A 24,509-nucleotide genomic window follows, 5' to 3' on the forward strand; every position below is an offset into this window, starting at 1 on the left:
GAGTATACGTTTCTGGAAGAGAGAGTGCTAGGACACAGGAATTCATTGCTCAGAAAAAAGACTCTCTTGACTCCTTGACCTTTGCAATTGCCGCTGTTCCGCCACTACGGCATAAGTCTGCGGCACCGAGAGACCGTGCTTTCGGGCCAGTTGATCGATATTACGGCCATTGAACTCATCCCAGATGGCCCGGTCGCGCAGTGCCGCCTTGAGGTGCTCCCCGGTCGGGATGTAGTAGGCCCGGCCGCCCATATAGTGAGCCTGTACCAGCGCCAGCTTACGGGCTTGGGCACGGGCCAACTCGGGCACCATACCACCCCGACCGAGCTCACAGGCCAGTACATCGACCAATTCGGCCAGTGCCTTGGGCCACTTGGCTGTCAGCTCAGTGACTGGGATCTGGTCGAGCCGGTCCACCAGCTGACCCAGAGATTCATGGTCATCGGCAAACAGGTCCAGGTTCCCCTGGTTGTGTTTCAGTTCATCCATGTTGCATCTCCGCTTGCATCTGCTCGAAAGCTGCCAGCACGGCCTGGTAACCCGCCACCCGCTCCCCGTTCTTGCTGAGAGGGATAGCTCGCTCGGCCGCCTGCAGCGCCTTGACCATCTCCCGCTTGTGCCAGTTTTTGAGGGACTCCAGTACCGGGTAAGCCAGCGCCTCGCTGAGCCAGGCCACTTCGGCTACACCAACCCCGTTGTTGATCCGCACCGTCTGACGCTCCACATATTGATTGAGCGCCGTCTCGCTACCATCACGCAGCAGGCCATGGCGGTGCATGGTGATCCAGATAGCCCGGATCACGCCTATCTCGGCTGTCTTGGTCGGGGCGCCGCGAACCGGGCTTAAACGCTTTGGTTTGCCCCCGTTTACGGCACGTTTAACGATCGGTTTAAACCCCACCCCCTTCATGGCCAGCAGCACTTTGTCCAACTCCTGGAGCGTCAGTTCTGCCGCCGAGCGCTTGCCACTCTGCTGGGCCAGCAGCTCCCGATAGGTTTCCTCATCCAGCCCCAGGGAGCGGCGGCCCACCTGTACCAACCGGATCAAGCGGGTACGCTCATTGTTTGCTGTCATGATTTCTCCCCACTTTTGCCACCCAGATCTGGCCGGCGGCCACGTCGCGCCCACTACGCCATTGCGGACAATGACGATCGAGCCACTGCTCGGCGCCTTGCTGGCTCAATGGGCCGAACTTCATCACATAGGCCAGCAAACCCTGCCAATTAGACGCAGCCATGGCTGACCTCTGCCGCTCTGGCTTGCTGCAACTCTGCCACGAGTTGCCAGCGCATCTGGCTGGCCTCCCCTGCCAGGGCAAACAGCCCCTGCGCACGAGCTTCTCTATCAAACTGCTTGAGCTGTCTGCACACAGCCCGTTTATCAGGGGTCGCCTGTGCAATGGCGGCCGCGCTGAATATCTTGGTAAGCCGAATATCCATCTCTGTTTTGGTCATCGCCGTGCTCCTTTATCGAGGCGGTGAAGACCTGGGCCCAGGTCGGCTGCTCATCAGTATCCAGCCACCACGCTGGATAGACGGGGGCAAGCCCCCGTTTCGCTTAGTGGGATAGTGCTTTTCTCGCCTTGCTGACGATGGTGCACAGCATCGCACGGCGAGACTTGTGCACCGCCCCGGTGACTTCTTGCGAATCCATAAAATCCAGAGCGAGCTGCGCATCGCTCAAGGCAAGGCGCGGATTACTGCGCAGCTGGCACTCTAGGGAGCTCTTGGCATCGGCCACGCTGGTGTTCAGCAGAGCCTTTACGTTTTCCATCTCGCATCTCTCCTTACAACTTGGCCAGATCCAGGCTCATCTGAACGTAACGGCCCTGGCCGTCCCGCTCGTAGAGCCGCAGGTATTGGCTGGTGCCGGTCACCTGGATGGCGTCGGCGATGGCTTGCATGGCCTGCTCCCAGTCGGCGTCCTCGATGTTGAGCTGACGCAGGGAGAGCACCTGGTTGACGTCGATATGACCGGCCTTGGAAACCCGAAAGGCGTGGTCCACCAGGGCCCGCAACTTGGCGTCAGCCCCATCGCTCCAGCGCTCGATGCAGCTATCGATCAGCACCTTGGCCGCCTGGATCCGTTCATCAAATTTTCGGTGTTCCCCCACCGCTCGAACGAGCTTGTAGCGGCCGTCGAAGCTGAGCAGGGTGACGTTGCCCTTGGTGCCGCCCCAGGCCACCCCGTACTGCTCAGCCGAGAGGTCCACAAAGTCGGCGATCTGCTGCATGGCGCCGATCTTGAAGGCGGCCAGGCGGGAGCGCTCTTCCTTGGCTGCCGCGATGATGTTCATCACCACCTCATCGCGCAGCTTGTCCGCTGGGGCGATTAAGGTTTCCGGTACCCAGTGCCCCTGGGCGTTCTGCCGCATCGGCGTCGTCTCTTTGGTCTGTGCTTCTTGCATAAGGCTCTCCTTGATTTATCCCGTTGTGGTTTGGTGGTCGCTTACTGGCGCCAGTGCAGGACACAGCCGCCAAAGCGCACCATGGCCACCTCACTGACCACACCGGCTAGGTACTCGCGCCCCCACACCGCCCGCCGCGTCATCTCCGGGGGTAAGGGCCCCGTTACCATCAGCAGCGGGGTATGGCGCACCTGGCCGGTGCGAACCTTGCACCCGTTTGCCGTCAGCCAGAGGCGCAGCTGGTCGGCGGTGTTCTGCAGATTTCTGTTCATCCCGTTCTCCTTGTGATGTCTCACTGGGCCCACTGCACACCCCGAGCCCGCTGGTTTACTGGCCGTGCTTCTCAACCTTGTCGAGCAGCCGGTTGTATTTAATGCCCAGGATCTTGAGCTCCTCGGCCAGCAGCTCAGCCAAGATGCGCAGGCTGCTGCTGGCGTTCTCTCCATCGCTTTTCGCTTGGCGGCGCAACCTGGAGAGGGTGGCCTCTGCGTCATAGCGGGCGCCCTTCTCCACACTTCTGCCAACCTGTTCGACGGCGAGGCGCATCGGCCGGCGCAGTTGCTGATCTTCACTGAGCTGGCTATGGGGGCAGCCACTGTGACAGGCCTTCCAGAGCTTGATGTCCATCGGTCTGGTCCCAACCTCGTCCGCCCGTCGCCGCTGATGGGCCAGGCACTGATGCACCGGGATCTCCCCCAAAATGGGGCAGGTCACCTTGTGTCCCATCAGGTTGCCTTCCACCAGCTTCTGCACCCGGGCCAGATCTCCTGGGTACTTCTCGTTGCAGACCTGGCTTATCGTGGTGCGGGACAGACCAAGCTTCTCGGCCACCACGGCCAACGAACTGGCCCCGACTTCGGCCTGCAATACCTCAAGCCACGTGTCCATGCTTATCCCCCTCCATCAGGAACGGATAAAGCTGCTTCTGGTTTTGATCCCAACAACCATTGGCCCGACAGATAGGGGAATGGCGACCGGTATCCCTGACCAGTTGGAACCGCCCTGTTAAACCTGTTCTCGCTCGCACCGGCAAAAATTTGTCCACCTTGTAGAGGACATTCACATAACCCGCTTTAACCAGGCAGTTAGTGAAATGCCAGGCTTGACGCTGGCTGACGTTGGCGGTGAGCATCAAATCCGCCAAGGTAAATCGGCCGCTGATCTTCATGGTGTTCCACATCTTCTGCTGATTCGTTTTGCGCTTGCTCCGACATTTGGGCTTTTTCGTTCCACTGTTTTTCCCTATTGGCGGGGCCTTGCCCAAAGTGGCTACCTTGAACCAAGCCGGTTTCGTCGCAACACCAGCTGGGTTTTTAATCAGATGGCCAGAGGAAAGCCAATCTCTCACAACCTTGTAAATGTGGGGCTCTGACATACCGGTCACGGCAACCACATCCTTGATGACGAAAGTCTCCTGCTCGCACATCCATTGCCAAGCGCGTGCCGTCATGGGTTCACTGTTTTTATCCACCCTGGAATCCCTCCCGTGCTTTGTTGTTATGTGCTGTCCTTGGGCTACCGGCTGCGGCGCACGTCATGCAGCAGTTCGCTCGCGTCCACGTCCTCCAGCCGGATAATCCGGGCATCAGAGGCCATGGCCATCTTCTCTATCTTGTCCAGGGCCGAGACGATGGTGCGCACCACCCCGTTCGAGCGTTTGCGGATAAGGTCCAGCAGGGCGTCGTCAATCTCCACGTCAACCTCCAGCATCTCGTTGGCGATGAGGGAGACATCCTCCAGGTCGGCGGGCTTGAATTCGATCCACTGAGAGATGCGGTTAAACAGCTGCTTGCGCTGGCTGATGCGACGGGCAATCTCCTCCATCCCCACCAGGATCAGCGGCTGTTCGGTGGCGTCATAGATATCGCGCAGGGTCTCCATGATGCGGGCATTCCCGACCACGTAATCCGCCTCGTCCACGAAGATGGCCAGCTCCTCGGCCCGTACCGCTTCGACGATGCTATCGACCTGGGCCCGCAGGTTGTGGCGCTGAGGAATGCCGATCTCTTTGGAGATCTGCTCCAGCAAGCTGGTCACGGTGTCGGCCTTGTAGCAGCGCACATAGATGCCGTTCACTTCGTCCTGGTTGAACAACCACTCCACGGCGGTGGTCTTGCCAAAGCCGGAAGGGCCGTGGATCAACCCGATGCCCGGCACGATGCTGGATCGGTTGAGCAAGTTGTCGAGCAACTGCTCGGTCTTGATCATGTTTTTGACTTCGACGATCTTGTGTTTCATAGTCTTCTTGTCCTTATGAAGTAGATGTACAGGGCCGCTCGTTAACCTTTTGCGTGGGTGTTGCGAGTGGCCCTGATGTTTTCCAGATGGCGGATAATCCGTTTCGCCATCAGCTTGTGGCTGTAGAGGTACTTGGTCAGCCACTCCTTCTCCCGCTCGGTCAGCGGGGTATCCAACTCCTTCTCGGCCAGATACATGGCCTGTTCGTACTCGGTCTTGAGCGCCCTGGATTCCTGCCCGGCAGTCGCCTGTGCGCGGGCTGCTTTCTCTTCGCGGCGGGCTTCTATCGCAGCCAGCTCTGCCGCGCTGAATTGGGCAGGTTCAGTGGGTGCGGCAATGCCTGAGAGCGCCGCCAATGCCGGGTTATCGAGCCCGAGATCACTGCGTTGGAACTGGGCAACATCACGCGCCTGGTCAACGAAGTGGCGCACCACATCCTGATGCAGTTCGTTGATGCCGAAGGTCTTGGCGAGGCTGCGCATCTCACGGCGAAAACTCGCCAGCGCCTTGGCATCGGCACGCTTGGCGGCGCGGAAGGCATCCGGGCTCACCCCGTTCCCCAGCAGGTCGAGGTTCACGGCCTCGATCCGCTCGTTCCAGTCGCCAGTGCGATACAAGATGGCCCGGCCCACATCGCTCGGGTCGAGGAACACGCTGACCCGCTGGCTCTTCCAACTGTTCTCCAGTAACTCCGGGGCGCTGTACTTGAGGCCGCCGGCCTTGATGAAGCCCTTGGAGACAGTGGCCTCACCGATATGGTTGAGCAGCAGATCCAGCGCCGACTCATCGACGATCGCGCGGCGCTGATAGCGGGCGCTTTGGTACTTCTCGTTGGGGGTCATCCCGAGCGAACTGTGTTTGCGGTTGTGATAACGGGCATCGAGCCAGTCATCGAGCAGGGTCTGTAACTGGCCGGCTGTCATGGCAAGTTCGTAGATCTCTTTTTCCGCATCCGGCTTGCGCTTCTCCTCCAGCCGCTGGGCAAAGCTCTTGCGAGCCTCGATCACTTGGCGATCGGCCACGCAGTGCCCGATATAGGCGGGCAGCAACTCGATCAGACCGTGGGAAAGAGTGCGGAAGAAGCGCTCGATATGCGGCTTCTCCCATCCCGAATAGGCGTTGGATCGGCTGACGTTCATGCCGAGCAGGGTGCAGATGGACATGACCCGCTGGCTCACGTAATCGGAACCGTTGTCGGTACGCATCACCCCGTTGTCGTTGAGGGTGCCCCAGGTCAGCAGAGTCTTGCGCAGCAGCAGGCAGATCCCCTCGCTCGATGAGGTCTTGGCCACCAGCAACCGCACCCGACGGGTGAACACATCGATCACCGCGATAATGCTGTGGCGGCCTTCCACCAACATGGCATCGACAGGGGTACTGTCGAACTCCCAGACGTCGTTGGGCTGGCCCATCCAGGGGTACATCTCTTCGATGGCAGTGCGGTACTTGTTGTTGTAAGCGTCGGGGTTGGTGGCATAGGTAAAGGCCACCTTGTTCTCTGCCAACCACTTGACCAGCCAGCGGCGCAAGGAGGACTGGCTGGGGATCTGCCAGCCAAGCTGGTTCATCTCGCTGTACTGGGTCGCCAACTCATGCAGCGCCCCCCACTTGTTGGCCAAGTGCGGTTTGGCGGTGATTAATGCCGTGAGGAACCGGGCCAGATCCGGGCTTTGCTCGACGCTGGATGGCCGCTCCCGCTGGTAGTTGCCTGCCAGTGCCGCCGGGCCGGCATCGGCCAGGGTGCCTTGCCAGCGCCGCAAGGTGATCAGGCTGAACGGCTTTTGCTGCTCATAGACGCTCACAGGTAGTGACAGGCTGCGGGTGCGGTATGCCTCGATAAAGGCGCGGCGCCCCACCTCCCCTTGCTGACATGCTTGATAAGGAGCCAGGAAGAGATCGGCGGCCTGCAGGATCAACAGCCGGGCATCTACCTTCTTGCGGGCGGCAGCGCCCAGGGTCAGCAATTTGCGGCCCGCATCCGGCTTCACTGGCACTTCACGAGCAAGCAGCTTGGCCATCGCCTTGCCACCGGCCGCATGATCGGTCACCGCCTGACCTTGCTCAGCCACTGCGCGTTCGGCCAGATAACGACGGGTCTCGGCAGGCAAAGAGCTGATGTGGTATTCGGTGCCCTTGCCTTTCTCACGCTTGCGACTTTGCCACTCTTCACGCTCTGCCTTCTTGCGCACACCGTCGGGATAGGCTGGCATACCAACCAATCCGGCCAGCAATTGGGCGGTTAACCAGGTGCTCATTGGTCACCTCCCAGCAAATCGAGGCCCAGCGATTCGGAAAGCAGCGTCATGATGGAACGGCTTTCCCTTCGCTTGGGGCTGACGCCCATGGATGGGGCATATTGCTTGATGCAGCGCTGCACAGCTCTGGGATGCAACCCTTTGGCGCGGGCCCAAGCAGCCTGGGAATATCCGCGTTTTATGAGCTCAGCCCTGATCCACTCTGGTGTTTTCCCTGACATACTCACCCCGTTTCGGTATCATCAAGTGTCGCAACGCGTACCTTTATCATTCATAAAAGAATGATTTTATGTCGTAATGCGTCACATATGAATGATTGATCACCCCAAAAAGATTGACAAGTCTTTTTGTGCGGAATTTTTTGTCTATCGACTCACCAGCAATAGCCACTAGCCGAGAATTCCTTGTATGTCAGAGCGTTATGAAGAAAAACCACAATCAGCACAAAAAGACGGTGAAGTATCTTTTCTGATGGCTGGAATGGATACTCTGAGTGACCGCCTGGATGAGCTGCGTGGGAGTCTGAGCTACAAGGCATTTGCCGAACTGGTGGGGATGAGTGAGTCGGGGATGCGCAAATACTTCCCCCCGTTTAATTCACTGCCCACCATCGACAAGGCGCTGCGCATTGCACGAACGTGCAATGTGAATCTGGAGTGGCTGGCCACGGGTCAGGGCCCGAAACATCCCGATGGTGTTGCCGAGCAGACTGTGCGACCTGATGAGTTTGATGAGGAGTACGCGCTGATCGATGGCTACCATGTCACCGTGAGTACCGGCCATGGAGCTTTCAATGATGACCATGAGGTTAAACGTAAGCTGGCCTTTCGCCGCAAGTGGCTCACGTTTCGCAAGTTGAACCCGGATAACCTGGTGGTGGTCTTTGCCAAAGGCGACAGCATGGAACCCACCATTCACTCTGGCGACTCCATCCTGGTCGATATCAGCAAGAATCAGATCGAAGATGGCTCCATCTTCGTGTTGCGGCTTGGAGAGGAACTCTATGCCAAGCGCTTACAGAAGAACTTCGATGGCGGGATCACAATCATCAGCGATAACCGTGATGATTACCCCCTGCAAGTCGTTCCCTCCAATCAGCTGGAAAGCCTGACCGTGATCGGCAAGGTAGTCTGGGCCGGGCACGACTTTTTTTAGTTTCGTGAGTCCGAAAATCGGACTTAAATAGCAATTTAAACTTGGAACACCATCTGAATAGGCCCTCACCTAGGTTTTCATTTTTGCCGCATTCACCCCAAGTGTCGTGCGCCGTCTTTCATTTTGGCGGCGCCTGCGACTAGAACCTCCCGCTCCCCCTCTAAGCCTTATCAGCCTTGAGTTTATCCCACGAGATCCCACTTGTTTTCGGCTGCTCCCGGTTTTTTCATTCTCAGTGGTCGGTTACAGTATTTCACCAGCGCCGAGAAGACCAGCGCCGGGGAGAAGAGCTCTATGTTGGCCCGGTTGATGTAACCGAGTTCGGCTCCCCCGCGCAGCCGCCCGTAGAGGGCGCCGAGGCCCGCCACCGCAAACACCGGGATGACGATATCGAGCAGTGCACTGAGCATGGGGAGTCCGTCTTAGAGTTCGCGGGCGGCGCGCCCCATCAGCACAACAGGGTCAAGGGTGACCTCCAGGGTGCCGTTGCTGACCCAGAGCTGGCCGTCCGAGATGGTGCAGGTGAGCTGCATGGTGCGCTCCACCATGGCGGTCAGGGGCAGGGTCTGGCTGTCGGAGAGCTCGATCACGGTCAGGTTGTCGTGCAGGCCGAGCTTGCCCTGGTTCTGCTTCCACCAGACGCTGGTGCCACGGCCACCGTAGAGATAGAGCACCACCTGGCGGGAGCGGTTGCACGCCTTCTTGAGGCGCTTCTCGTCGGGCTGGCCGAGTTCAATCCAGAGCTCGATCTCGTCGGAATAGTTCTTGCGCCAGAGCTCGGGCTCGTCATCCGCCGAGAGTCCCTTGGTGAACTCCAGTCGCTCGGCGGCGTGCCAGGCAAAGGCCGCCAGCCGGATCATCATCCGCTCGTCGGTCTCGGAGGGGTGACGGGCCAGGGTGAGGGAGTAGTCCTGATAGAGATTGCGATCCATGTCAGACAAGCTGATCTGGGCCTTGAAGATGGTTGCCTTGAGCGCCATAGAAATCGTGAACACCTGATAAAAGAGAAAGGGGCGGACATGCCGGGCGCCAGTGTAATCAAAATGGCCGCCGGGTTCGACCATATTGACCACAGTTTTCCCCGCCTTGGCCTGGATAAATGCGTTAAAAAACACATAAAACAAATGCCAGTCCGAGGACTGGCATTTGGCGGCATTAACGAGAGTGACTCACTTCTCGGCGGACTTGACCCCGAAGGCATTGAGCAGCAGGCAGCAGGTCACTGCCACGGCCACGAAGCCGCTCAGGAAGATAAAGGGCATGGCCCCGTATCCCAATATGTTCCAGATGGTTTGTTCAAGCAGACTCATAGTGTGTCCTTCATCCAGTGAAATGGGTGTCCCTTTCGTGACGGGGTAGTCCCCGTTCCTGATAAGGCTATTTGACCTCAACCAGCGCCTGAGTCCTATGCCACCAAAGTAATAAATGGGGCACCAGTTTGCGCCAGATCAATGATTTGGCCCCTGATGCGCCGCTTTTTTGCCCATGGGGGCGAGCGTTCCCCCCTTCCCTGCCCCCGGTCAGGCGAAAAAAACGAGGCGACCCCGGGGTCGCCTCGCGTGCTTTCTAGGCTGCTCGCCACTGATCAGTAGAAGCGCGGCTCAGTAGAAGCGCTGCTGCTCCGCCGCCATCGCCTTGAGGCGTGCGCAGGGGGCGAACCTATCGCCGTGACGCTTCTGGTAGTGCTCGAGGCGCCCCACCAAATGATCGATGCCGAGGCTGTCCATGTAGCGGAAGGGGCCGCCGAGGAAAGGCGGGAAGCCGATGCCGAAAATGGCACCTATGTCGCCGTCACGGGCCGAGGCCACCACGCCGCTGTCGAGCGCCATGGCCGCTTCGTTGAGCATCAGCAGCACGCAGCGCTCGGCGATCTCCTGGCGGGCCAGCTTGGGCGATACCTTGACCCCGAGCACGGCGTAGACGCTCTCGTCCACCGTCTTCTTGCCCTCCTTGCCTGTGAGGCGGTTGCGCGGCGCCGCCTTGCCGTAGAGGTAGAAGCCCTTGCCGTTCTTGCGCCCCTTGCGATCGTCTTGCAGCAGCTTGTCAAAGGCCTTGGGAGCCTGGAACTGCTCGCCGCCGAGCTCTTTCTCGAGGATGGGGGAGATCTTGGCCCCCACGTCTATGCCGACCTCATCGAGCAAGGTGATGGGGCCGACCGGGAAGCCGAAGTCCAGCAGGGCACTGTCCAGCACCTCCACCGGCTCCCCTTCCAGCACCAGGCGCGCCGCCTCGTTCATGTAGGGGGCCAGGATGCGGTTCACGTAGAAACCGGCCTCGTCTTTGACCACGATAGGTGTCTTGCCCTGGGCACGGGCAAACGCCAGGGTGGTGGCCACCGTCTCGGGGCTGGTGCCGGCATGAGGGATGATTTCGGCCAGCGGCATCTTGTCCACCGGGCTGAAGTAGTGCAGCCCCACCACCCGCTCCGGATGGGCGGCATTGGCCGCTATCTGGTGGATGGGCAGGGAGGAGGTGTTGGAGGCAAAGACGGTGTGTTCACCGCACTCGCGCTCCACGTCCGCCACCATCTGGTGCTTGAGGGCGAGATCCTCGAACACCGCCTCCACCACCATGTCCACCCGGTGGAAACCGGCGTAGTCCAGGGTGCCGGTGAGCAGGCTCATCTGCTTCTCCAGCTCGCTGCGCAGCAGTTGGCGGCGCTTGAGCTTCCTGGCCAGCAGGTCATAGCTGTAGCGCATGGCGTTGCCTATTCCGGCGCTCCCTACGTCCTTGATCCGCACCGGTACCCCGGCCTTGGTGGCGGTGACGAAGGCGATGCCGCCCCCCATCAGGCCACCGCCCAGCACGGCGGCATGGGCCACCTTGCGCGGCTCGGCCCCCTGGTAGCTGACCTCTTTCTTCATCTCTGTGGTGGCGAAGAAAATTGAGCGCAGGGCGGCAGATTCCGCCGTCATCACCAGCTCGCCGAAGTGGCGGGACTCGGCGGCGAGGCCGGCCTGCATCCCCTCCTCCACGCCGATGCGCACCACCTCGAGGATCCGCTCAGGGGCCGGGTAGTTGCCACGGGTCTTGGCCTTGACCCCCTTGCGGGCCTGATCGAACAGCACCTTGCGACCCAGGGCATTGGTCTCCAGCACCTTGCCCTGCAGATCCCGCTTCAGGGTATGGCGGGGCTTGCCCTTCTTCGCCAGCTTGATAGCGGCCTCCAGCAGTATGGAGGGGGGCACCACATCGTCCACCAGCCCCAGTTTTTTGGCCTGCCTGGCCCTGACCTGCTTGCCGGTCAGCATCAGATCCAGCGCCTTGGCCACCCCGATGAGGCGCGGCAGACGCTGGGTACCGCCGGAGCCCGGCAGCAGGCCGAGCTGCACTTCCGGCAGCCCCAGCACCGTCTTGCCGTGTTCGGTCACCACCCGGCCATGGCAGGCGAGCGCCAGCTCCAGCCCGCCGCCCAGGCAGGGGCCGTGAATGGCGGCGATCACGGGTATGGTCAGTGCCTCGATCTCGGCGAAGACCACCTGCCCTTCCCGCGACAGCGTCTCGGCGTCACGGGCACTGGTGCAGGCGGCCAGCATGCTGATGTCGGCCCCGGCGATGAAGGAGTCCTTCTTGCCGGAGGCGATCACCAGACCGATCAGATCGCGGTTCCCTTTTATCTCGGCCAGCACGGAGCGGATCTCGTCTGCGAAGGCGGCCTTGAGGGTGTTCATGCTCTCACCGGGCACATCCATGGTGAGGATGCCGATGCCGTCTTTGCGAATATCCAGTGAAAAAGTCTTAGCGCTCATCATTCAACCTCCAGCACCATGGCCACACCCAGCCCACCCGCCGCACAGGCGGTGTTGAGCCCCAGTCCCCCACCCCGACGCCGCAGCTCGTGCAGGGTCTGGGTGATCATGCGCGCACCTGTGGCGGCAAAGGGGTGGCCATAGGCCAGGGAGCCGCCGAGGACGTTGAATTTGTCCATGTCCACCTCACCGATGGCCTGATCCCGGCCCAGTTTGTCACGGGCGAATTCGGCACTGGCAAACATCTTGAGGTTGGCCAGGGTCTGGGCGGCAAAGGCTTCGTGCATGTCGATGAGGGTCAGATCGGCCAGCGTGATGCCGGCGCGGTCCAGCGCCAGCGGCGTGGCATAGGAGGGACCCATCAGCATGTCCTGCCAGACGTCGATGGCGGAAAACGCGAAGCTGCGGATGTAACCCAGCGGCTCCAGCCCCAACTCTTTCGCCCGCCCTTCGCGCATCAACAGCACGGCGGCGGCGCCGTCGGTGAGCGGGGTGGCGTTGGCGGCGGTGACCGAGCCATGCAGCCGGTCAAACACCGGCTTGAGTTTGGCGTAGCTCGCCAGATCGGAGCTTTCACGGATGTTGTTGTCCCGCTCCAACGGCGACTTGTAGGGGGGCACGTGGGCGGTGAACACCTCGCCACTGAGCTTGCCCTCGGCCCAGGCCTGGGCCGCCAGAGTGTGGGAGCGGTGGGCCAGGGCGTCCTGCGCCTCGCGGCTGATCTGGTGGCTCTTGGCCATCTGCTCGGCGGTCTGTCCCATGGAGAGGCCGGTGGAGTACTCGGCCACCGCGGGCGGCACCGGCATCAAGTCTTTCAAGCGCAGACGCCGCAGAATATTGAAACGCTGCTGGAGACTCCGCGCCTTGTTGAGATCCACCAGGGCGCGGGCCAGGGTCTTGCTCACCCCGATGGGGAGCACGGAGGAGGAGTCGGCGCCGCCTGCGATGGCGATGTCGACAGTGCCGGCCATGATGGATTCGGTGACGTTGGCCACCGCCTGGAAACTGGTGGCGCAGGCGCGCGACACGCTATAGGCATCGGTGCTGACGCTCATGCCGGTGCCGAGCACGATTTCGCGGGCTATGTTGGGCGCTTCGGGCATCTGGACCACCTGGCCGAACACCAGTTGGTCGATGAGCTTGGGATCGAGATCGGTGCGGGCGAGCATCTCGCTCACCACCAGTTTGCCGAGATCCACCGCAGGCACGCCGTGGAAGGCCGTGGCCTGCTTGGCAAAGGGGGTTCGCAGACCCGCCACGACGGCAATCCGTTCGCCCTGGCGAGTCGTCAGTTTCAATGGCTGTTTCATCCTGGCTCCTTGGTTAAACGAGAAGATTAAAAGGAAGAGGTCTGACCTCATTGCGCCACATCTTAACAATCCACTCACAACTTTCATACAGCTGATTGAAACTAAATTGCCGCCATCTTGCCACCCTCCCTCGCCCTTGGGGGCCAACTGGAGTATAAAAAGATCAACTTCTATGAAAACAACGGGTTCATTACATGGCAGCGGCCGAATTCAGAGCGCTTGGGGACTATCTTGGCAGTCAGATCCTGGGACAGGGTCCTCTCATCGAGGGGCTGCTGATCGCCCTGCTATGTGAAGGACATGTGTTGATCGAGGGGGCCCCTGGCCTTGCCAAGACCCGGGCCGTCAAGGCGCTGGCCGGCGCCGTCGAGGGGCGCTTCGCCCGCATCCAGTTCACCCCGGACCTGCTCCCCGCCGATCTCACCGGCAGCGAGGTGTTTCACCCTCAGGATGCCAGCTTCGTGTTCCAGCCCGGCCCATTGTTCAACCACCTGGTGCTGGCGGACGAGATAAACCGGGCCCCGGCCAAGGTGCAGTCCGCCCTGCTGGAGGCCATGGCCGAGCAGCAGATCACCGTGGGCAAGAAGAGCTGGCGCCTGCCGCCGCTCTTTATGGTGGCGGCGACCCAAAACCCGATAGAACAAGAGGGGACCTATCCCCTGCCGGAGGCCCAGCTCGATCGCTTCCTGCTGAAACTCATGGTGGATTACCCCAGCCCCGCCATGGAGCTGGCCATCTTGCAGCTCAACGCCGGAGGCGAGCAGCTGCCACCACCCCCCCTAACCCTGAGCCAGGCCGCCCTGCTCTCGGCCCGCAGCGCGGTGCAGGCCGTGCAGATGCAGAGCCGGCTCGAGCACTATCTGGTGCAACTTATCTGTGCCACCCGCCCCGGTAGCGGCTTCTGCCCCGAGCTGGAGCCCCTCATCGCGGTGGGCGCCAGCCCCAGGGCCAGCATAGGCCTGGCCCGCGCCGCCCGCGCCCGGGCCTGGCTCGCCGGACGGGATTTCGTGCTGCCGGAAGACATCCAGCAACTGGCCCCGGCCGTGCTGCGTCATCGCCTCATCCCCAGTTATCAGGCCCTGGCGGACAACCTCGACAACGACACCCTGATCGCCCGTCTGCTGGATGCCATTCCATGTCCCTGACAGCCCGCCGTTCATCGCCACCGCTTAATCCCCAGCTATCAGGCCCTGGCGGACAACCTCGACAACGATACCCTGATCGCTCGCCTGCTGGATCTTATCCCATGTCCCTGACAGCCCGCCTGCCCTGTGCCATGCCCCTGATGATCGGCGCCCATGACCAGACCCGCTGATCCCCGCGCCCATCCCGATATCGCCCTGCCCCTGGCCCAGTTGCTGGCCATCCGGCTGTGGGCGAGACAGGGTCAGCGGGCGCGCATCCATCAGGCTCGTCAAGGACGGCTCGGACGACAGCCTGGCCTGAATTTTCGTGAGCTGCGCCTCTATCAGGCCGGGGACGAAGTGCGCCACATCGACTGGCGGGTCACCGCCCGCCTCGGGCGCCCCCACACCCGGCTGTATGGCGAGGAGCAGGAGCAGGCCCACTGGCTGCTGCTGGACCTCTCCCCCGCCATGTATTTCGGTTCAGGCCCCCAGCTCAAGGCCCGCCTCGGCTGCGAGCTCGCCGCCGCCCTGCTCTGGCAGGGGGAGAAGCAGGCAAACACCCTGGTCTGCCACGGGATCGAGACCCGACACGAATCTCAGCGTGACTCCCTGATCCCCCTGCTGGAGGCACTCTGTCACCACTATGAGGCGGGGCTGGATCGGGCCCCTCTGGCCAACTCCCTGGCCCAGACCCTGGCGCGCCTCAGCCTGCCCCATGGCGCCAGACTGACGCTGATCAGCCACCATCAGCCCCTTGATCAGGGGCTCAGCCAGCAGTTGCAACGCCTCGGCCAGCGCCACGACATCCACTATTGGCAGATCCGGGATCCCCTGGAAGCGGCCCTGCCCGAGCAGGGGCAACTGGCGGTGCAATCGGGCAAGCGCAGCGGCTGGCTCGATGCCGGACAGACCCTCTTTCGCTGGCGCTACCAGGAAGCGGCAAGGCAGCAGGCCGACGCCTGCCAGCAGCAGCTGTTGCCCCTGGTGCAGCGACTCTACCGCCTCGACAACGGTTTGCCCCTGCAACGCCAGTGGCAGGAGGCTGGATGCCGTCTGTTCTAAGCGCCCCCCTCCAACACCCGCCCGGGCAGACCTCCTCGCTGACGCGGCTTCAGGAGATCCAGGGGCAGCTTCGCGACATCCATCCGGGCCCGCCCCTGGAGAGCGCGAGCGATCCCCGTCTGCTGGCCTGGGGCTGGCTGCTGATCGCCCTGCTCGCCGCCTTGCTGATCGGGGCCACGATAAACACGCTATGGCGTCAGCGCCGCTGGGAACGCCAGATAGACTGGCAGGCCGCCGATCTGGTGCCTGGCCTGCACGCCGCCCTGAGAGAGGCGGCCATCGCCCGCTGGCCAGAGGCCCGTACGCTGCAAGGGGATGAGTGGCTCGCCTGGCTCGACCGCCGGGGGGGCTGCCATTTTGGCGAGTTCGCCCGCCAGTGGCCGGGCTGGCTCTATGGCTCAGACACGCCAGATGGGGCGCAGCGGGCGCGGCTGCGCCTTGCCTACCTCAACTGGGGGCGCCGCTGCGTCAGTGCACCGCGCTGGATGGCGCGCCCTGTGCTGTGGCGCCGCCCGCGCAGCGGAGGGGCCAGATGATCCTCGCCTGGCCCTGGTTTGCCCTCGCCCTGGCATTGCCGCTGCTAGTGCGCTTCGGCCTGCCCCCGCTCTCCCGCGCGGGCCGCGCCAGGCTGGCCCATGCCGGCTTCCCCCTGCTGCTGCCCCAGGCCGGGCAGCCTTTGTGGCGCATGGCCCTGTGCTGGTGCGCCCTGGTGCTGGCCCTGTGCCGCCCCCAGTGGCAGGAGGCTCCCCTCATTCACTACCAGGCCAGCCGGGATCTCATCCTGGCGGTGGATCTCTCCGACAGCATGCGCACCCAGGACATGCTGGATGAGGGGGAGCAGCGCGATCGCCTCTCTGCGGTGCGCCAGCAGATAGCGCACCTCATCGGCGAGCGCCCCGGCGATCGCATCGCCCTCATCGTCTTTGCGGATCACGCCTACCTGCTCTCCCCCCTGACCCAGGAGACCCGGGCCCTGCTGGCACTGACCCGCGAGCTCGATTTCGATCTGGTGGGGCGCACCACGGCGCTCGGCGAGGCCATACTGCTGGCACGCCAGCACGCCGACCCCGCCCGGCCCACCGCCCTGCTGCTGATCACCGATGGACGCAACACCGCGGGCAACGCAGAGCCCCTGACCGAGGCCAGGCAGGCCGCCGCCGCAGGCATCCGCCTCTATACCCTGGGGGTGGGGGCCGATCCCGACACCTTTGCCTCCCCCCTGGGAGGGGCAGATCCCAGCGCCGAGCTGGATGAGCCCTTGTTGCAGCAACTGGCCGAGCTGGGCCATGGCCGCTATTTTCGTGCCCGCAGCCAGGCCGATCTCTCGGCCATCAATCAGGCCATAGACACCCTGGAGCCGGCCGCCCGCCCGCAGACCCTCTATCGCCCCCACCATGAGCTCTACCCCTGGCCCCTGGCGCTGGCCTGGCTGCTGCTGGTGTGGTCGGCCCGACTGCGCTGGTCGATGCGGCGAACGGGCAGAGAAGATCCGGAGTCGCCCCATGAATAAGTGGCTTGAAGGAGCCTCATCATGGAGCTGATGCTGCTGCGCCCGCTCTGGCTGCTGGCCCTGTTGCCCTGGCTGTGGCAGGGGTGGCGCCGCCGTCGGCAGCGCCCCTTGCTGGCCCCCGCCATGCAGGCCTATCTGTTGCCGACCCGGGGCCGGGCCATCCCCTGGCTCTGGCTGGCCACACTGCCGGTGATCCTGGCACTCGCGGGTCCCGCCCTGCGCCAGCAGAGCCAGACCATCAGCAGCCCGGCCCTCGACATCTGGTTGCTGGATCTCTCAAGCTCCATGCAGGCCAAGGATCTGCCCCCGGATCGGGCGACCCGGGTGCGCCTGCTGCTTCAGGACATGCTGGCCGAAGCGACGGCCCGGCAGGAACCCCATCCCCTCGGACTCATCCTGTTTGCCGGGGATGCCTACCTCGCCATGCCCCCCACCCGGGATCATCAGGCCATCTCGCTGCTGCTGCCGGACTTGCGCCCGGCCATCATGCCGCTTCAGGGCAGCGCGCCGGAGCGGGCCGTGGCGCTGGCCTTGACGCAGATCCCCCCGGGCCAGCAGGCACGCCTGCTGCTCATCACAGACGGCCTCTCGGACAGCCAGATGGCGCGCATCGCCGCCCTCTGGCCCTGCCTGGATAGCCTCTTCTGCCCGCAGGCGTCGTCCCCCCGACTCGACATCCTGCTGGCCAATGCCGGCGAGCGCGCTGTGCTGCCCCCGCCACCTGCCGAGGGGTGGCAACTTGGCAGCGCCCTGGGGCAGACTCTGCCGGCACCGGACGGCGCCGCCATGGCGGATCTCGCGGCCAGCACAGGGGGAAGGCTGCAATGGCTGCAGGCCGGGCTCCCCTCCTTTGCCCCCCTGCCCATGAGCCAGACCCAGACCGGGGCCCAGTCCCTCGATCTGGGCCCCTGGTTGCTGCTCCCTCTGCTGCCCCTGGCGCTGCTGGCTCGCATAGGCGCGCACTGGTTGCTGCTGCTCATGGTGGTGATCTTCCCCCCGCACCCCCTGCAGGCGGCGCCCGCTCCCTGGTGGCCCGCCGAGGCGGCGCCGGGTTGGCAAGCCTTCTCCCAGGGGCGCTATCAGGAGGCGGCCCGCGCCTTCCAGGATCCCGTCTGGCAGGGCAATGCCTGGTACAGGGCCGGTGACTATGCCAGGGCCGTCGCCGCCTATGGCCGCGCCGACACGGCCACCGCCCACTACAACAGGGGCAATGCGCTGGTGTGGCTCGGGGATCTCAAGGGGGCCGAGCAGGCCTACCTGGCCGCCCTCAAGCAGGAGCCTGGGCATCAGGATGCCCTCCATAACCTGGCACTGCTGCGGGCCAGCCCCCCACAGGCGACCCCTGCTCCCCAGGCGCCCGAAACCGGCGAGCCACCCGAGCCCTCTGCCGCCTCGGACAACCCCCGCCCCCCGGCGCCCCCCGTGCTCTTGCTGGAGCAGCGGCTGCGCAAGGAGGCCGAGCGCCGTCCCCTTCTCAAGGTGGAGGAGCCTTGGTGATCCCCTGGTTGCGTTCACTCATCCGGTTGATGAAGGGGCCAAGCGGCGGGTGGCTGCTCGCCATGCTGCTGGTCACCCAGGTGCAGGCCGCCCCCCCTCGCGCCGAGCTGCTGGCGGGGGAAAGCGATCGCGACTGGCTGCTCGTCATCGAAGCCGACGGGGAGCTCAAGGGTGACGAGCTCAGCCTGCTCCCCCTGCTGCGCCAGTTTGCGGTGGGCCGGGTCAGCATCAGCCGCGTCAACACCCAGGTGAGCAGCCTGATCCGCTGGCAGATCCCGCTTCACCTGCTGGAGACCAGCCCCCGCCAGGTGCCGCCCCTGCCCCTCGGCGCCGAGCAGACACCCGCGTTGCCTATTCCGACGCGCCCCCAGACGGGCACACTGACGCAGCAACCCGAGACGCGCGTCTCCCCCGTTGAGCTGCAGGCCAGGGTGCTGCATCAGGGCCCCCTTTATCCGGGGCAACCCTTCATCTATGAGCTGAGCCTCTGGCTGCCCGCCAACATGGAGGCCCCCAACCTCAGCGAGCCCCTCGGTCAAGGCTTCACCATACGCCGCCTCGGCGACGATCGCTGGGAGTCCCCCGCCAGCCCCGGCATGCCCGGGCGCCTGATCCGCAAATGGCTGCTGCAGGCCAGGGAGCCCGGGCTGCATCCCCTGGAGTCCCCCCGATTCCAGGGTCGATTGCCCCAGGACCCGGACACCGCCACGCAAAGCGACGCAGGGGATCTGCTCTCGGCCAGGGCGGCCACCCTCTTCGTCAAGGTGGACAAGGCGCCGGTGGAGCCGGTGGCGAGCAGCCTGGTCCTGCGCCAGCAGTTCAGCCCGGCCAGGGGAGCCAGAGTCGGGGAGCCGGTGATCCGCACCCTCACCCTGGTGATGGAGGGGGGGGATGGCAACCGCCTGCCACAGATCCCGGCCCCGGCATTGCCGCAGGGCCTTTCGATGAAACCGGACGGCGAACAGCAGCAGGAGCGTTTCGTGGCCAAGGGGGCGCTGCGGGTCGAACGCCAGTGGCGCCAGGCCCTGACCGCTGAAACCGCGGGCAGCTATACCCTGCCCGCCGTGACCCTCCCCTGGTTCAACACCAGTACCGGGCGCATCGAGCAGGCCCAACTGCCGGCGCAGACGCTGCACATCGAGGGCGACGCCGCCCCTTCCGATCCCGCCAGGGCGCCCGGCACAGGGAGCCTCATCTGGGTGCTGTTGGCGCTGCTGCTGCGCACCTTGTGGCAAGGCGGGCCGCGCTGGCTCGCCTTCTATCGGCTGCAACGGGCCCTGGCGGCCCGGGAGCCTGATCTGGCCAGGTGGGCCTTGCTGGCCTGGGCTGGGCTTCGCTGGGGGCAGCCTTGCCAGCACCTGGCCAGCCTGCCCTGCCATGGCGATCCCGCCATGGGCACGCGACTCGATGATCTGGACAGGGCCTGTTTTGCCGCCCCCGAGGCTGCCGGCCAAGGGGTCGACTGGCAGGGGCTGGCCCTGGCGCTGTGCGCCAGGGAGACTTTTGCGATAGCCTATGTCCTCAGAAAACTGGCGTGGGCACGTCCTTGACGCCTGCGCCAAACCACTCATGAAAAAGGAATCGCATTCATGACGTTAGGTTTTTTTAGAAAAAAAAAGGCGGGAACGGGAAAGGATCCCTCTGCTACCCCGGTCTATGGGGATATGGCAGACAAACAAACGAAATACGAGGCCCTGGTGCATGCCCTGCACGGGGACATCTACCGCTACGCCTACTGGCTGTGCCGGGATCCGCAAGTCGCCGAGGATCTGGTGCAGGAGACCTTCCTGCGGGCCTGGAAGGCGATCGATTCCCTGATCGATGACAAGGCCGCCAAGGCCTGGCTCATCACCATATTGCGGCGGGAAAATGCCCGGCGCTTCGAGCGCAAGCAGTTCGATCTCATCGATCTCGACGAGCATCCCCAAAGCGATCAGGATGCGCTGCACAGCGAGCAGGAGATGGAGCACGAGTGGCTTAGGCGCCACATAGCCCGCCTGCCCGCCGAGTATCAGGAGCCCCTGCTGTTGCAGGTGCTGGGGGGGTTCAGCGGCGAGGAGATCGCCGCCCAGCTCGGCCTGAACAAGAACACCGTCATGACGCGGCTGTTCCGGGCTCGCAACCAGATCAAAGAGGCCATGGAGGCTGCGGTACAACAGAGAGGTCACACCAATGGATGAGCTTGAATTTCGCCGCCGGGCCATCACCCATCCCTCGGACAGGGATCCTGCCTTCCTCGCCGCGGCAGAGGCGTCTGTCGCCAATCGCAAGCACCTGGACGAGATGAAGCAGCTCGATCGCAGCCTGCAACGGGCGATGGAGGTCGAGGTGCCCGCCGGTCTCGCCGAGCGGATCTTGCTCCGCCAGGCGATGGAAGCGAGTGACGATGTGGTGGTGCCACTGCCCTCCCCGGCCAAAAGCACCGGCTGGCGCTCCCTCGCCATCGCGGCATCGGTCGCCTTCCTGCTCGGCATGAGTACCCGCTGGATCAGCTGGCCACCGGCATCGGAGCCGCTGTCGCTGGCCCAGGTAGCCATGGCCCATGTCTATGGGGAGGAGCCCTTCATCCAGGGGGTGGATGAGAAGGTGAGCCTGCAGACCATCAACGCCAAGATGGAAAAATATGGCGCCACCCTGATGGACATGCCCGGCATGAAGATCACCTATGTCAATCACTGTGCCTTTTATCAGGGGCCGGCTCTGCACATGGTGATCCAGGGCAAGATGGGCCCGGTCACCCTGTTCCTGGTGCCCAAGCATGTGCCACTCACTATCCAGCCCGATTTTGCAGACGGCACCCTCAAGGGGGAGATACTCCCGCTCAAGGGGGCAAACATGGTGCTGATTGGAGACATGCAGGAGTCACTGGCCCCGGTTGCCCAGCAGCTTGAGTCACGTTTGCACTGGTCCATTTAACAGATCTTGACTGGGGCTGACCGGGCCCCGGTCACTTCCATATCACAGGCAGACACGGTCGTTGTCTGCCTGTTCATCTCAGAATCCCGACAACTTCCCGCCTGATACCCACCTGAAGTCACATTTTTACACTTTTTTTTGAACGATTCAAAAGGAACTCATTGTGTGTTATTTATCCAATAATGGATAAAACAGACTATTTAAACGGCAAGTTAAAACAAATGATTAACACAATGGAAACTTTTATGTATTCTGCTGTCACTGGTCTGATTTCTTACCTCCTACCAGATCCATAGAATCACGCCAGAAGTGAATGGGAAGAAGCTGACATAACAACAGATCTTGTCGTCTATAGCGGCCAAAGAGCCCTGATATCGACAGAAAATCTGCTTACAAAGAGAGAACACTATGACAACTGCCTTTTTCAAGAAAAGCCTGATCGCCGCGGCCGTCACCCTGGCCAGCACTCAGACCTTCGCCGCCGCGTTCCAGCTGAACGAACACTCGGCCTCCGGTCTGGGCCGCGCCTATGCCGGTGAAGCCGCCATCGCCGACAATGCGTCCGTGCTGTCCCGCAACCCGGCCGCCATGACCACCTTCGACAAGATGGCACTGTCTGTTTCCGGTACCTATATCAAGCCCGACGTGGATGTCGCGGGTGACATCTATGCCGGTCCGGCCAAGCTGGCCTCTTCCAGCGAGAGCGACATCGCCCCCGATGCCTTCGTACCGGCCACCTACTTCATCCAGCCCCTGAACGATCAGTGGGCCTGGGGGATTGGCCTCTTCTCCAACTACGGCCTCGCCACCGAGTACTCCAAGACCTTCCCGGCCGGTGCCGGTGCAGGTGATACCGAGCTGTTGACCTTCAACATCAACCCCAACATCGCCTACCGCATCAACTCCAACTTCAGCGTGGGTGCCGGTGTCAATGCCGTCTATGCCCAGGCCGAGCTGAACCGCTATGCCGGTGCCCTGGCACCTGGCCTGACCGCCAAAACCGGCGTGCCGCACAACAGCGACACCGCCATCGCTCACCTCAAGGGTGACACCTGGGGCTTTGGCTGGAACGTCGGCGCCCTGTACGAGATCAACGACAACAACCGTCTGGCCCTGACCTACCGCTCCCAGGTAGACCTGAGCTTTGACGGCGACTTCAAGGGGCTGACCTCAGGTTACAAGACCGTCGATGGCAACCTGAAGCTGGATCTGCCTGCCCAGGCCGAGTTCGCCGGTTACCACCGTCTGAATCAGCAGTTTGCGGTGCACTACTCCGTCAACTGGACCGACTGGAGCGCCTTCCAGGAGCTCAAGGCCACCAGCAACTCCTGCGCTGGTGGGATCTGCCTGCAAAAAGATGAGAAGTTCAAGGATTCCGCCCGCTACGCCATCGGTGGTACCTGGTACGTCAACCCGTCCTGGGAAGCCCGCATCGGCTTCGCCTACGACAACAGCCCGATCGAGCCGGAATACCGCAGCCTGAGCATTCCTGACTCCGACCGTGTCTGGTACAGCGCCGGCGCCACCTACCACATCGATCAGGACATGAGCGTCGATTTCGGCATGGCCTACCTGGACGGCAAGGAAGTGGACGTGAACGAAGGTCTGACCAGCCATACCGATCCGGTACGCTGGAAGGGCACCTCCCACGGCAACGCCTTGCTGGCATCCGCCCAGTTCAACATGAAATTCTGATTTCATCGCGATCAAACAGAGCGCCTCCGGGCGCTCTTTTTTTATGCGACATCCCCATCTCAGCGCACACCTGTAGCAAACAGCTGTACTCTTTTTGTTTTTTATCAAACTGTTAGAGGCGATACCTCCAGCATTTAATCCCGTTTTGCCCTCTCGGTCCCCGCCCCCGTTGCCTTGCTGGTCATACCATATAAAATCCCGCCCCCAACCGAATCACAGAATGAACCCTCAGTTCATCCCGAGGAAAAGCAATGCAGTCGACCATCAAGCCCTCCCTTATCGCCCTGATCTTGCTGCCTGGTCAGGTCCTGGCGGCCGGTTTCCAGCTGGCGGAGCAATCGGCCACCGGCATGGGCCGCGCCTTCGCCGGGGAGGCAGCCATCGCCGACAACGCCAGCGTGCTCGCCCGTAACGCCGCCGCCATGACCCGCTTCGAGCGCACCGCCTTCTCCGGCGGCGTCATTCATATCCAGCCTGACGTCAACATAGAGGGGGTGACCCGGGTCCCCACCACCCAGGGCCCGGTGACCCTGGATGCGAGCGCCAACGACATCGCGGACGGTGCCTGGGTGCCCAACGCCTATCTCATCCTGCCCCTGAATGATCAGTGGTGGCTGGGGCTGGCGGCCACCTCCTACTATGGCCTCGGCGTCCAGATGCCGGACAACTACAACGCCGGTCACTTCGGCAACGTCTCCGACATCAAGACGGTGGATCTCGGTGCCTCCCTGGCCTATCGCATCAACCGGAACTGGTCGATCGGCGCCGGCCTCTCCGCCATCCATGGCGAAGGGGAAGTGGGCGGTACCTTCCCCTCCAACAACAAGATTGCCAAGCACCTCAAGGGGGATGGCTGGGCCCTTGGCTGGCATCTCGGCACCCTGCTGGAGCTGTCCCCTGCCACCCGCATCGGCCTCTCCTATCGCCATGATGTCAACCTGACCCTCTCCGGGGATGCCGTCGGCACCGATCTGCTGGGCCGCACCTTCACCGACACCGGCACCCTGGACTTGCCCTTGCCCGCCACCGCGGAGCTGGCCCTGTTCCATCAGCTGACCCCGGCCCTGGCGCTGCATTCGAGCATCAACTGGACCAACTGGAGCAAATTCGTGCAGCTCGAATCCGAGCTCGATCACCATGGCACCATGCACATCAAGGACGAGCACTGGGAAGACAGCTGGCGCTACGCCCTCGGCCTGACCTATCAGCTGGCTCCGAAGTGGCAGCTTCGCTCCGGCCTGGCCTATGATCGCAGCCCTGTCCCCGCCGATCGCCGTACCATCTCCATCCCGGACTCGGATCGGATATGGTACAGCGCCGGTGTGGGTTACCAGATAGACCGCAACCTGTCGCTGGATCTGGGGCTGACCCTGATCGACGGCAAGAAGGTCGAGGTGAACGAAACCATGCAGCTCAGACCCGGGATATCGCAAACCACCTCCACCTTCCAGGGCACCTCGGAAGGGGACGCCTGGCTGGCCGGCCTGCAGCTCAACTACCTCTTCTGATCCCGCCACCCCTGGCAATACTATGCCAGTTGCTGACCCTTTCGACCCGGTCGGCACTGGCATAGTGATCCGCTTCACC

Annotated in this window: 25 protein-coding genes, 1 other RNA gene and 1 pseudogene; 11 read left to right on the top strand and 16 right to left on the bottom strand. The window is 62.8% G+C overall.

Annotated elements, in window-relative coordinates; all coding sequences use genetic code 11:
• Positions 1–42: 42 nt before the first annotated feature.
• From Aeroheme_RS10900 to Aeroheme_RS10950, 11 genes are all read right to left on the bottom strand, one after another.
• The gene (locus Aeroheme_RS10900) at positions 43–489 is read right to left on the bottom strand and encodes a Mor transcription activator family protein (protein ID WP_411165833.1); all 447 of its coding nucleotides are present in this window, start codon (positions 487–489) and stop codon (positions 43–45) included.
• Positions 482–1,075 (bottom strand): regulatory protein GemA, encoded by a 594-nt coding sequence (locus tag Aeroheme_RS10905; RefSeq protein WP_323939598.1) that lies wholly within the window; start codon positions 1,073–1,075, stop codon positions 482–484. The genes Aeroheme_RS10900 and Aeroheme_RS10905 overlap by 8 nt, the downstream gene beginning before the upstream one ends.
• Positions 1,076–1,224: 149 nt before the next feature.
• Positions 1,225–1,455 (bottom strand): hypothetical protein, encoded by a 231-nt coding sequence (locus Aeroheme_RS10910; RefSeq protein ID WP_124813036.1) that lies wholly within the window; start codon positions 1,453–1,455, stop codon positions 1,225–1,227.
• Between the two features lie 40 nt (positions 1,456–1,495).
• An RNA gene (locus Aeroheme_RS10915) (hammerhead ribozyme type II) lies at positions 1,496–1,560 on the bottom strand.
• Complete coding sequence (locus Aeroheme_RS10920) at positions 1,559–1,774, bottom strand: hypothetical protein (protein WP_323939599.1); 216 nt, start codon at positions 1,772–1,774, stop codon at positions 1,559–1,561. Before Aeroheme_RS10920 ends, Aeroheme_RS10915 begins: the two co-directional genes overlap by 2 nt.
• A 13-nt stretch (positions 1,775–1,787) precedes the next feature.
• Positions 1,788–2,408, bottom strand: coding sequence for a DUF3164 family protein (locus Aeroheme_RS10925; RefSeq protein ID WP_323939600.1), 621 nt, complete (start codon positions 2,406–2,408; stop codon positions 1,788–1,790).
• Positions 2,409–2,449: 41 nt separating this feature from the next.
• Complete coding sequence (locus Aeroheme_RS10930; protein WP_323939601.1) at positions 2,450–2,680, bottom strand: hypothetical protein; 231 nt, start codon at positions 2,678–2,680, stop codon at positions 2,450–2,452.
• Between the two features lie 55 nt (positions 2,681–2,735).
• Positions 2,736–3,296, bottom strand: coding sequence for a transcriptional regulator (locus Aeroheme_RS10935; protein ID WP_411165834.1), 561 nt, complete (start codon positions 3,294–3,296; stop codon positions 2,736–2,738).
• Positions 3,280–3,879, bottom strand: coding sequence for a hypothetical protein (locus Aeroheme_RS10940; protein WP_408781231.1), 600 nt, complete (start codon positions 3,877–3,879; stop codon positions 3,280–3,282). The genes Aeroheme_RS10935 and Aeroheme_RS10940 overlap by 17 nt, the downstream gene beginning before the upstream one ends.
• Positions 3,880–3,923: 44 nt before the next feature.
• A complete protein-coding gene (locus tag Aeroheme_RS10945) occupies positions 3,924–4,646 on the bottom strand; it encodes an AAA family ATPase (protein ID WP_411165835.1) in 723 nt (240 codons plus the stop codon).
• Positions 4,647–4,687: 41 nt separating this feature from the next.
• The gene (locus Aeroheme_RS10950; RefSeq protein WP_411165836.1) at positions 4,688–6,901 is read right to left on the bottom strand and encodes a DNA-binding protein; all 2,214 of its coding nucleotides are present in this window, start codon (positions 6,899–6,901) and stop codon (positions 4,688–4,690) included.
• A 408-nt stretch (positions 6,902–7,309) separates the two neighbouring features.
• Between Aeroheme_RS10950 and Aeroheme_RS10955 the strand changes: the two genes are divergently transcribed.
• Positions 7,310–8,056: a helix-turn-helix transcriptional regulator gene (locus Aeroheme_RS10955; protein WP_411165837.1), complete on the top strand. Its 747-nt coding sequence runs from the start codon at positions 7,310–7,312 to the stop codon at positions 8,054–8,056.
• Positions 8,057–8,304: 248 nt separating this feature from the next.
• On the opposite strand, the pseudogene Aeroheme_RS10960 reads toward Aeroheme_RS10955, so the two are convergent.
• The 5 genes and pseudogenes from Aeroheme_RS10960 to fadI all read right to left on the bottom strand — a co-directional run.
• Positions 8,305–8,466: pseudogene (locus Aeroheme_RS10960) on the bottom strand (AEC family transporter); the annotation flags it as partial.
• 12 nt (positions 8,467–8,478) lie between these two features.
• A complete protein-coding gene (locus Aeroheme_RS10965; protein WP_042648052.1) occupies positions 8,479–9,036 on the bottom strand; it encodes a YaeQ family protein in 558 nt (185 codons plus the stop codon).
• A gap of 189 nt (positions 9,037–9,225) precedes the next feature.
• Positions 9,226–9,366, bottom strand: a complete 141-nt coding sequence (locus tag Aeroheme_RS10970) for a TIGR02808 family protein (RefSeq protein WP_005325161.1) — start codon at positions 9,364–9,366, stop codon at positions 9,226–9,228.
• A 291-nt stretch (positions 9,367–9,657) separates the two neighbouring features.
• Complete coding sequence (gene fadJ / locus Aeroheme_RS10975; RefSeq protein ID WP_234677042.1) at positions 9,658–11,805, bottom strand: fatty acid oxidation complex subunit alpha FadJ; 2,148 nt, start codon at positions 11,803–11,805, stop codon at positions 9,658–9,660.
• On the bottom strand, positions 11,805–13,115 hold the full coding sequence (gene fadI / locus Aeroheme_RS10980) for an acetyl-CoA C-acyltransferase FadI (protein ID WP_182309985.1): 1,311 nt from the start codon (positions 13,113–13,115) through the stop codon (positions 11,805–11,807). The genes fadJ and fadI overlap by 1 nt, the downstream gene beginning before the upstream one ends.
• 194 nt (positions 13,116–13,309) lie before the next feature.
• Here fadI and Aeroheme_RS10985 point away from each other — a divergent pair, with 194 nt between their 5' ends.
• The 10 genes from Aeroheme_RS10985 (at position 13,310) to Aeroheme_RS11030 (ending at position 24,430) form a co-directional block, all read left to right on the top strand.
• Positions 13,310–14,260 carry an AAA family ATPase gene (locus Aeroheme_RS10985; protein ID WP_411165838.1) on the top strand — a complete coding sequence of 317 codons (951 nt, stop codon included), beginning with the start codon at positions 13,310–13,312 and terminating at the stop codon, positions 14,258–14,260.
• 153 nt (positions 14,261–14,413) lie between these two features.
• On the top strand, positions 14,414–15,304 hold the full coding sequence (locus tag Aeroheme_RS10990) for a DUF58 domain-containing protein (protein WP_411165839.1): 891 nt from the start codon (positions 14,414–14,416) through the stop codon (positions 15,302–15,304).
• On the top strand, positions 15,289–15,840 hold the full coding sequence (locus tag Aeroheme_RS10995) for a DUF4381 family protein (RefSeq protein WP_411165840.1): 552 nt from the start codon (positions 15,289–15,291) through the stop codon (positions 15,838–15,840). Before Aeroheme_RS10990 ends, Aeroheme_RS10995 begins: the two co-directional genes overlap by 16 nt.
• Positions 15,837–16,814 (top strand): VWA domain-containing protein, encoded by a 978-nt coding sequence (locus Aeroheme_RS11000; protein ID WP_411165841.1) that lies wholly within the window; start codon positions 15,837–15,839, stop codon positions 16,812–16,814. Before Aeroheme_RS10995 ends, Aeroheme_RS11000 begins: the two co-directional genes overlap by 4 nt.
• A 21-nt stretch (positions 16,815–16,835) precedes the next feature.
• Positions 16,836–18,311 carry a tetratricopeptide repeat protein gene (locus Aeroheme_RS11005; RefSeq protein WP_411165842.1) on the top strand — a complete coding sequence of 492 codons (1,476 nt, stop codon included), beginning with the start codon at positions 16,836–16,838 and terminating at the stop codon, positions 18,309–18,311.
• Positions 18,312–18,340: 29 nt separating this feature from the next.
• Positions 18,341–19,861 (top strand): hypothetical protein, encoded by a 1,521-nt coding sequence (locus tag Aeroheme_RS11010; protein ID WP_262110563.1) that lies wholly within the window; start codon positions 18,341–18,343, stop codon positions 19,859–19,861.
• Positions 19,862–19,900: 39 nt separating this feature from the next.
• Positions 19,901–20,491, top strand: a complete 591-nt coding sequence (locus Aeroheme_RS11015) for a sigma-70 family RNA polymerase sigma factor (RefSeq protein ID WP_106886855.1) — start codon at positions 19,901–19,903, stop codon at positions 20,489–20,491.
• Positions 20,484–21,227: a DUF3379 domain-containing protein gene (locus Aeroheme_RS11020; RefSeq protein WP_005325140.1), complete on the top strand. Its 744-nt coding sequence runs from the start codon at positions 20,484–20,486 to the stop codon at positions 21,225–21,227. Before Aeroheme_RS11015 ends, Aeroheme_RS11020 begins: the two co-directional genes overlap by 8 nt.
• 408 nt (positions 21,228–21,635) lie before the next feature.
• Positions 21,636–22,922: an outer membrane protein transport protein gene (locus Aeroheme_RS11025; RefSeq protein WP_106886857.1), complete on the top strand. Its 1,287-nt coding sequence runs from the start codon at positions 21,636–21,638 to the stop codon at positions 22,920–22,922.
• A gap of 251 nt (positions 22,923–23,173) precedes the next feature.
• The gene (locus Aeroheme_RS11030) at positions 23,174–24,430 is read left to right on the top strand and encodes an OmpP1/FadL family transporter (RefSeq protein ID WP_392417920.1); all 1,257 of its coding nucleotides are present in this window, start codon (positions 23,174–23,176) and stop codon (positions 24,428–24,430) included.
• Positions 24,431–24,509 lie beyond the last annotated feature (79 nt).

It is taken from the genome of Aeromonas sp. DSM 116730, from assembly GCF_046581335.1.
In the GTDB taxonomy this organism is placed as follows: domain Bacteria; phylum Pseudomonadota; class Gammaproteobacteria; order Enterobacterales; family Aeromonadaceae; genus Aeromonas; species Aeromonas rivipollensis.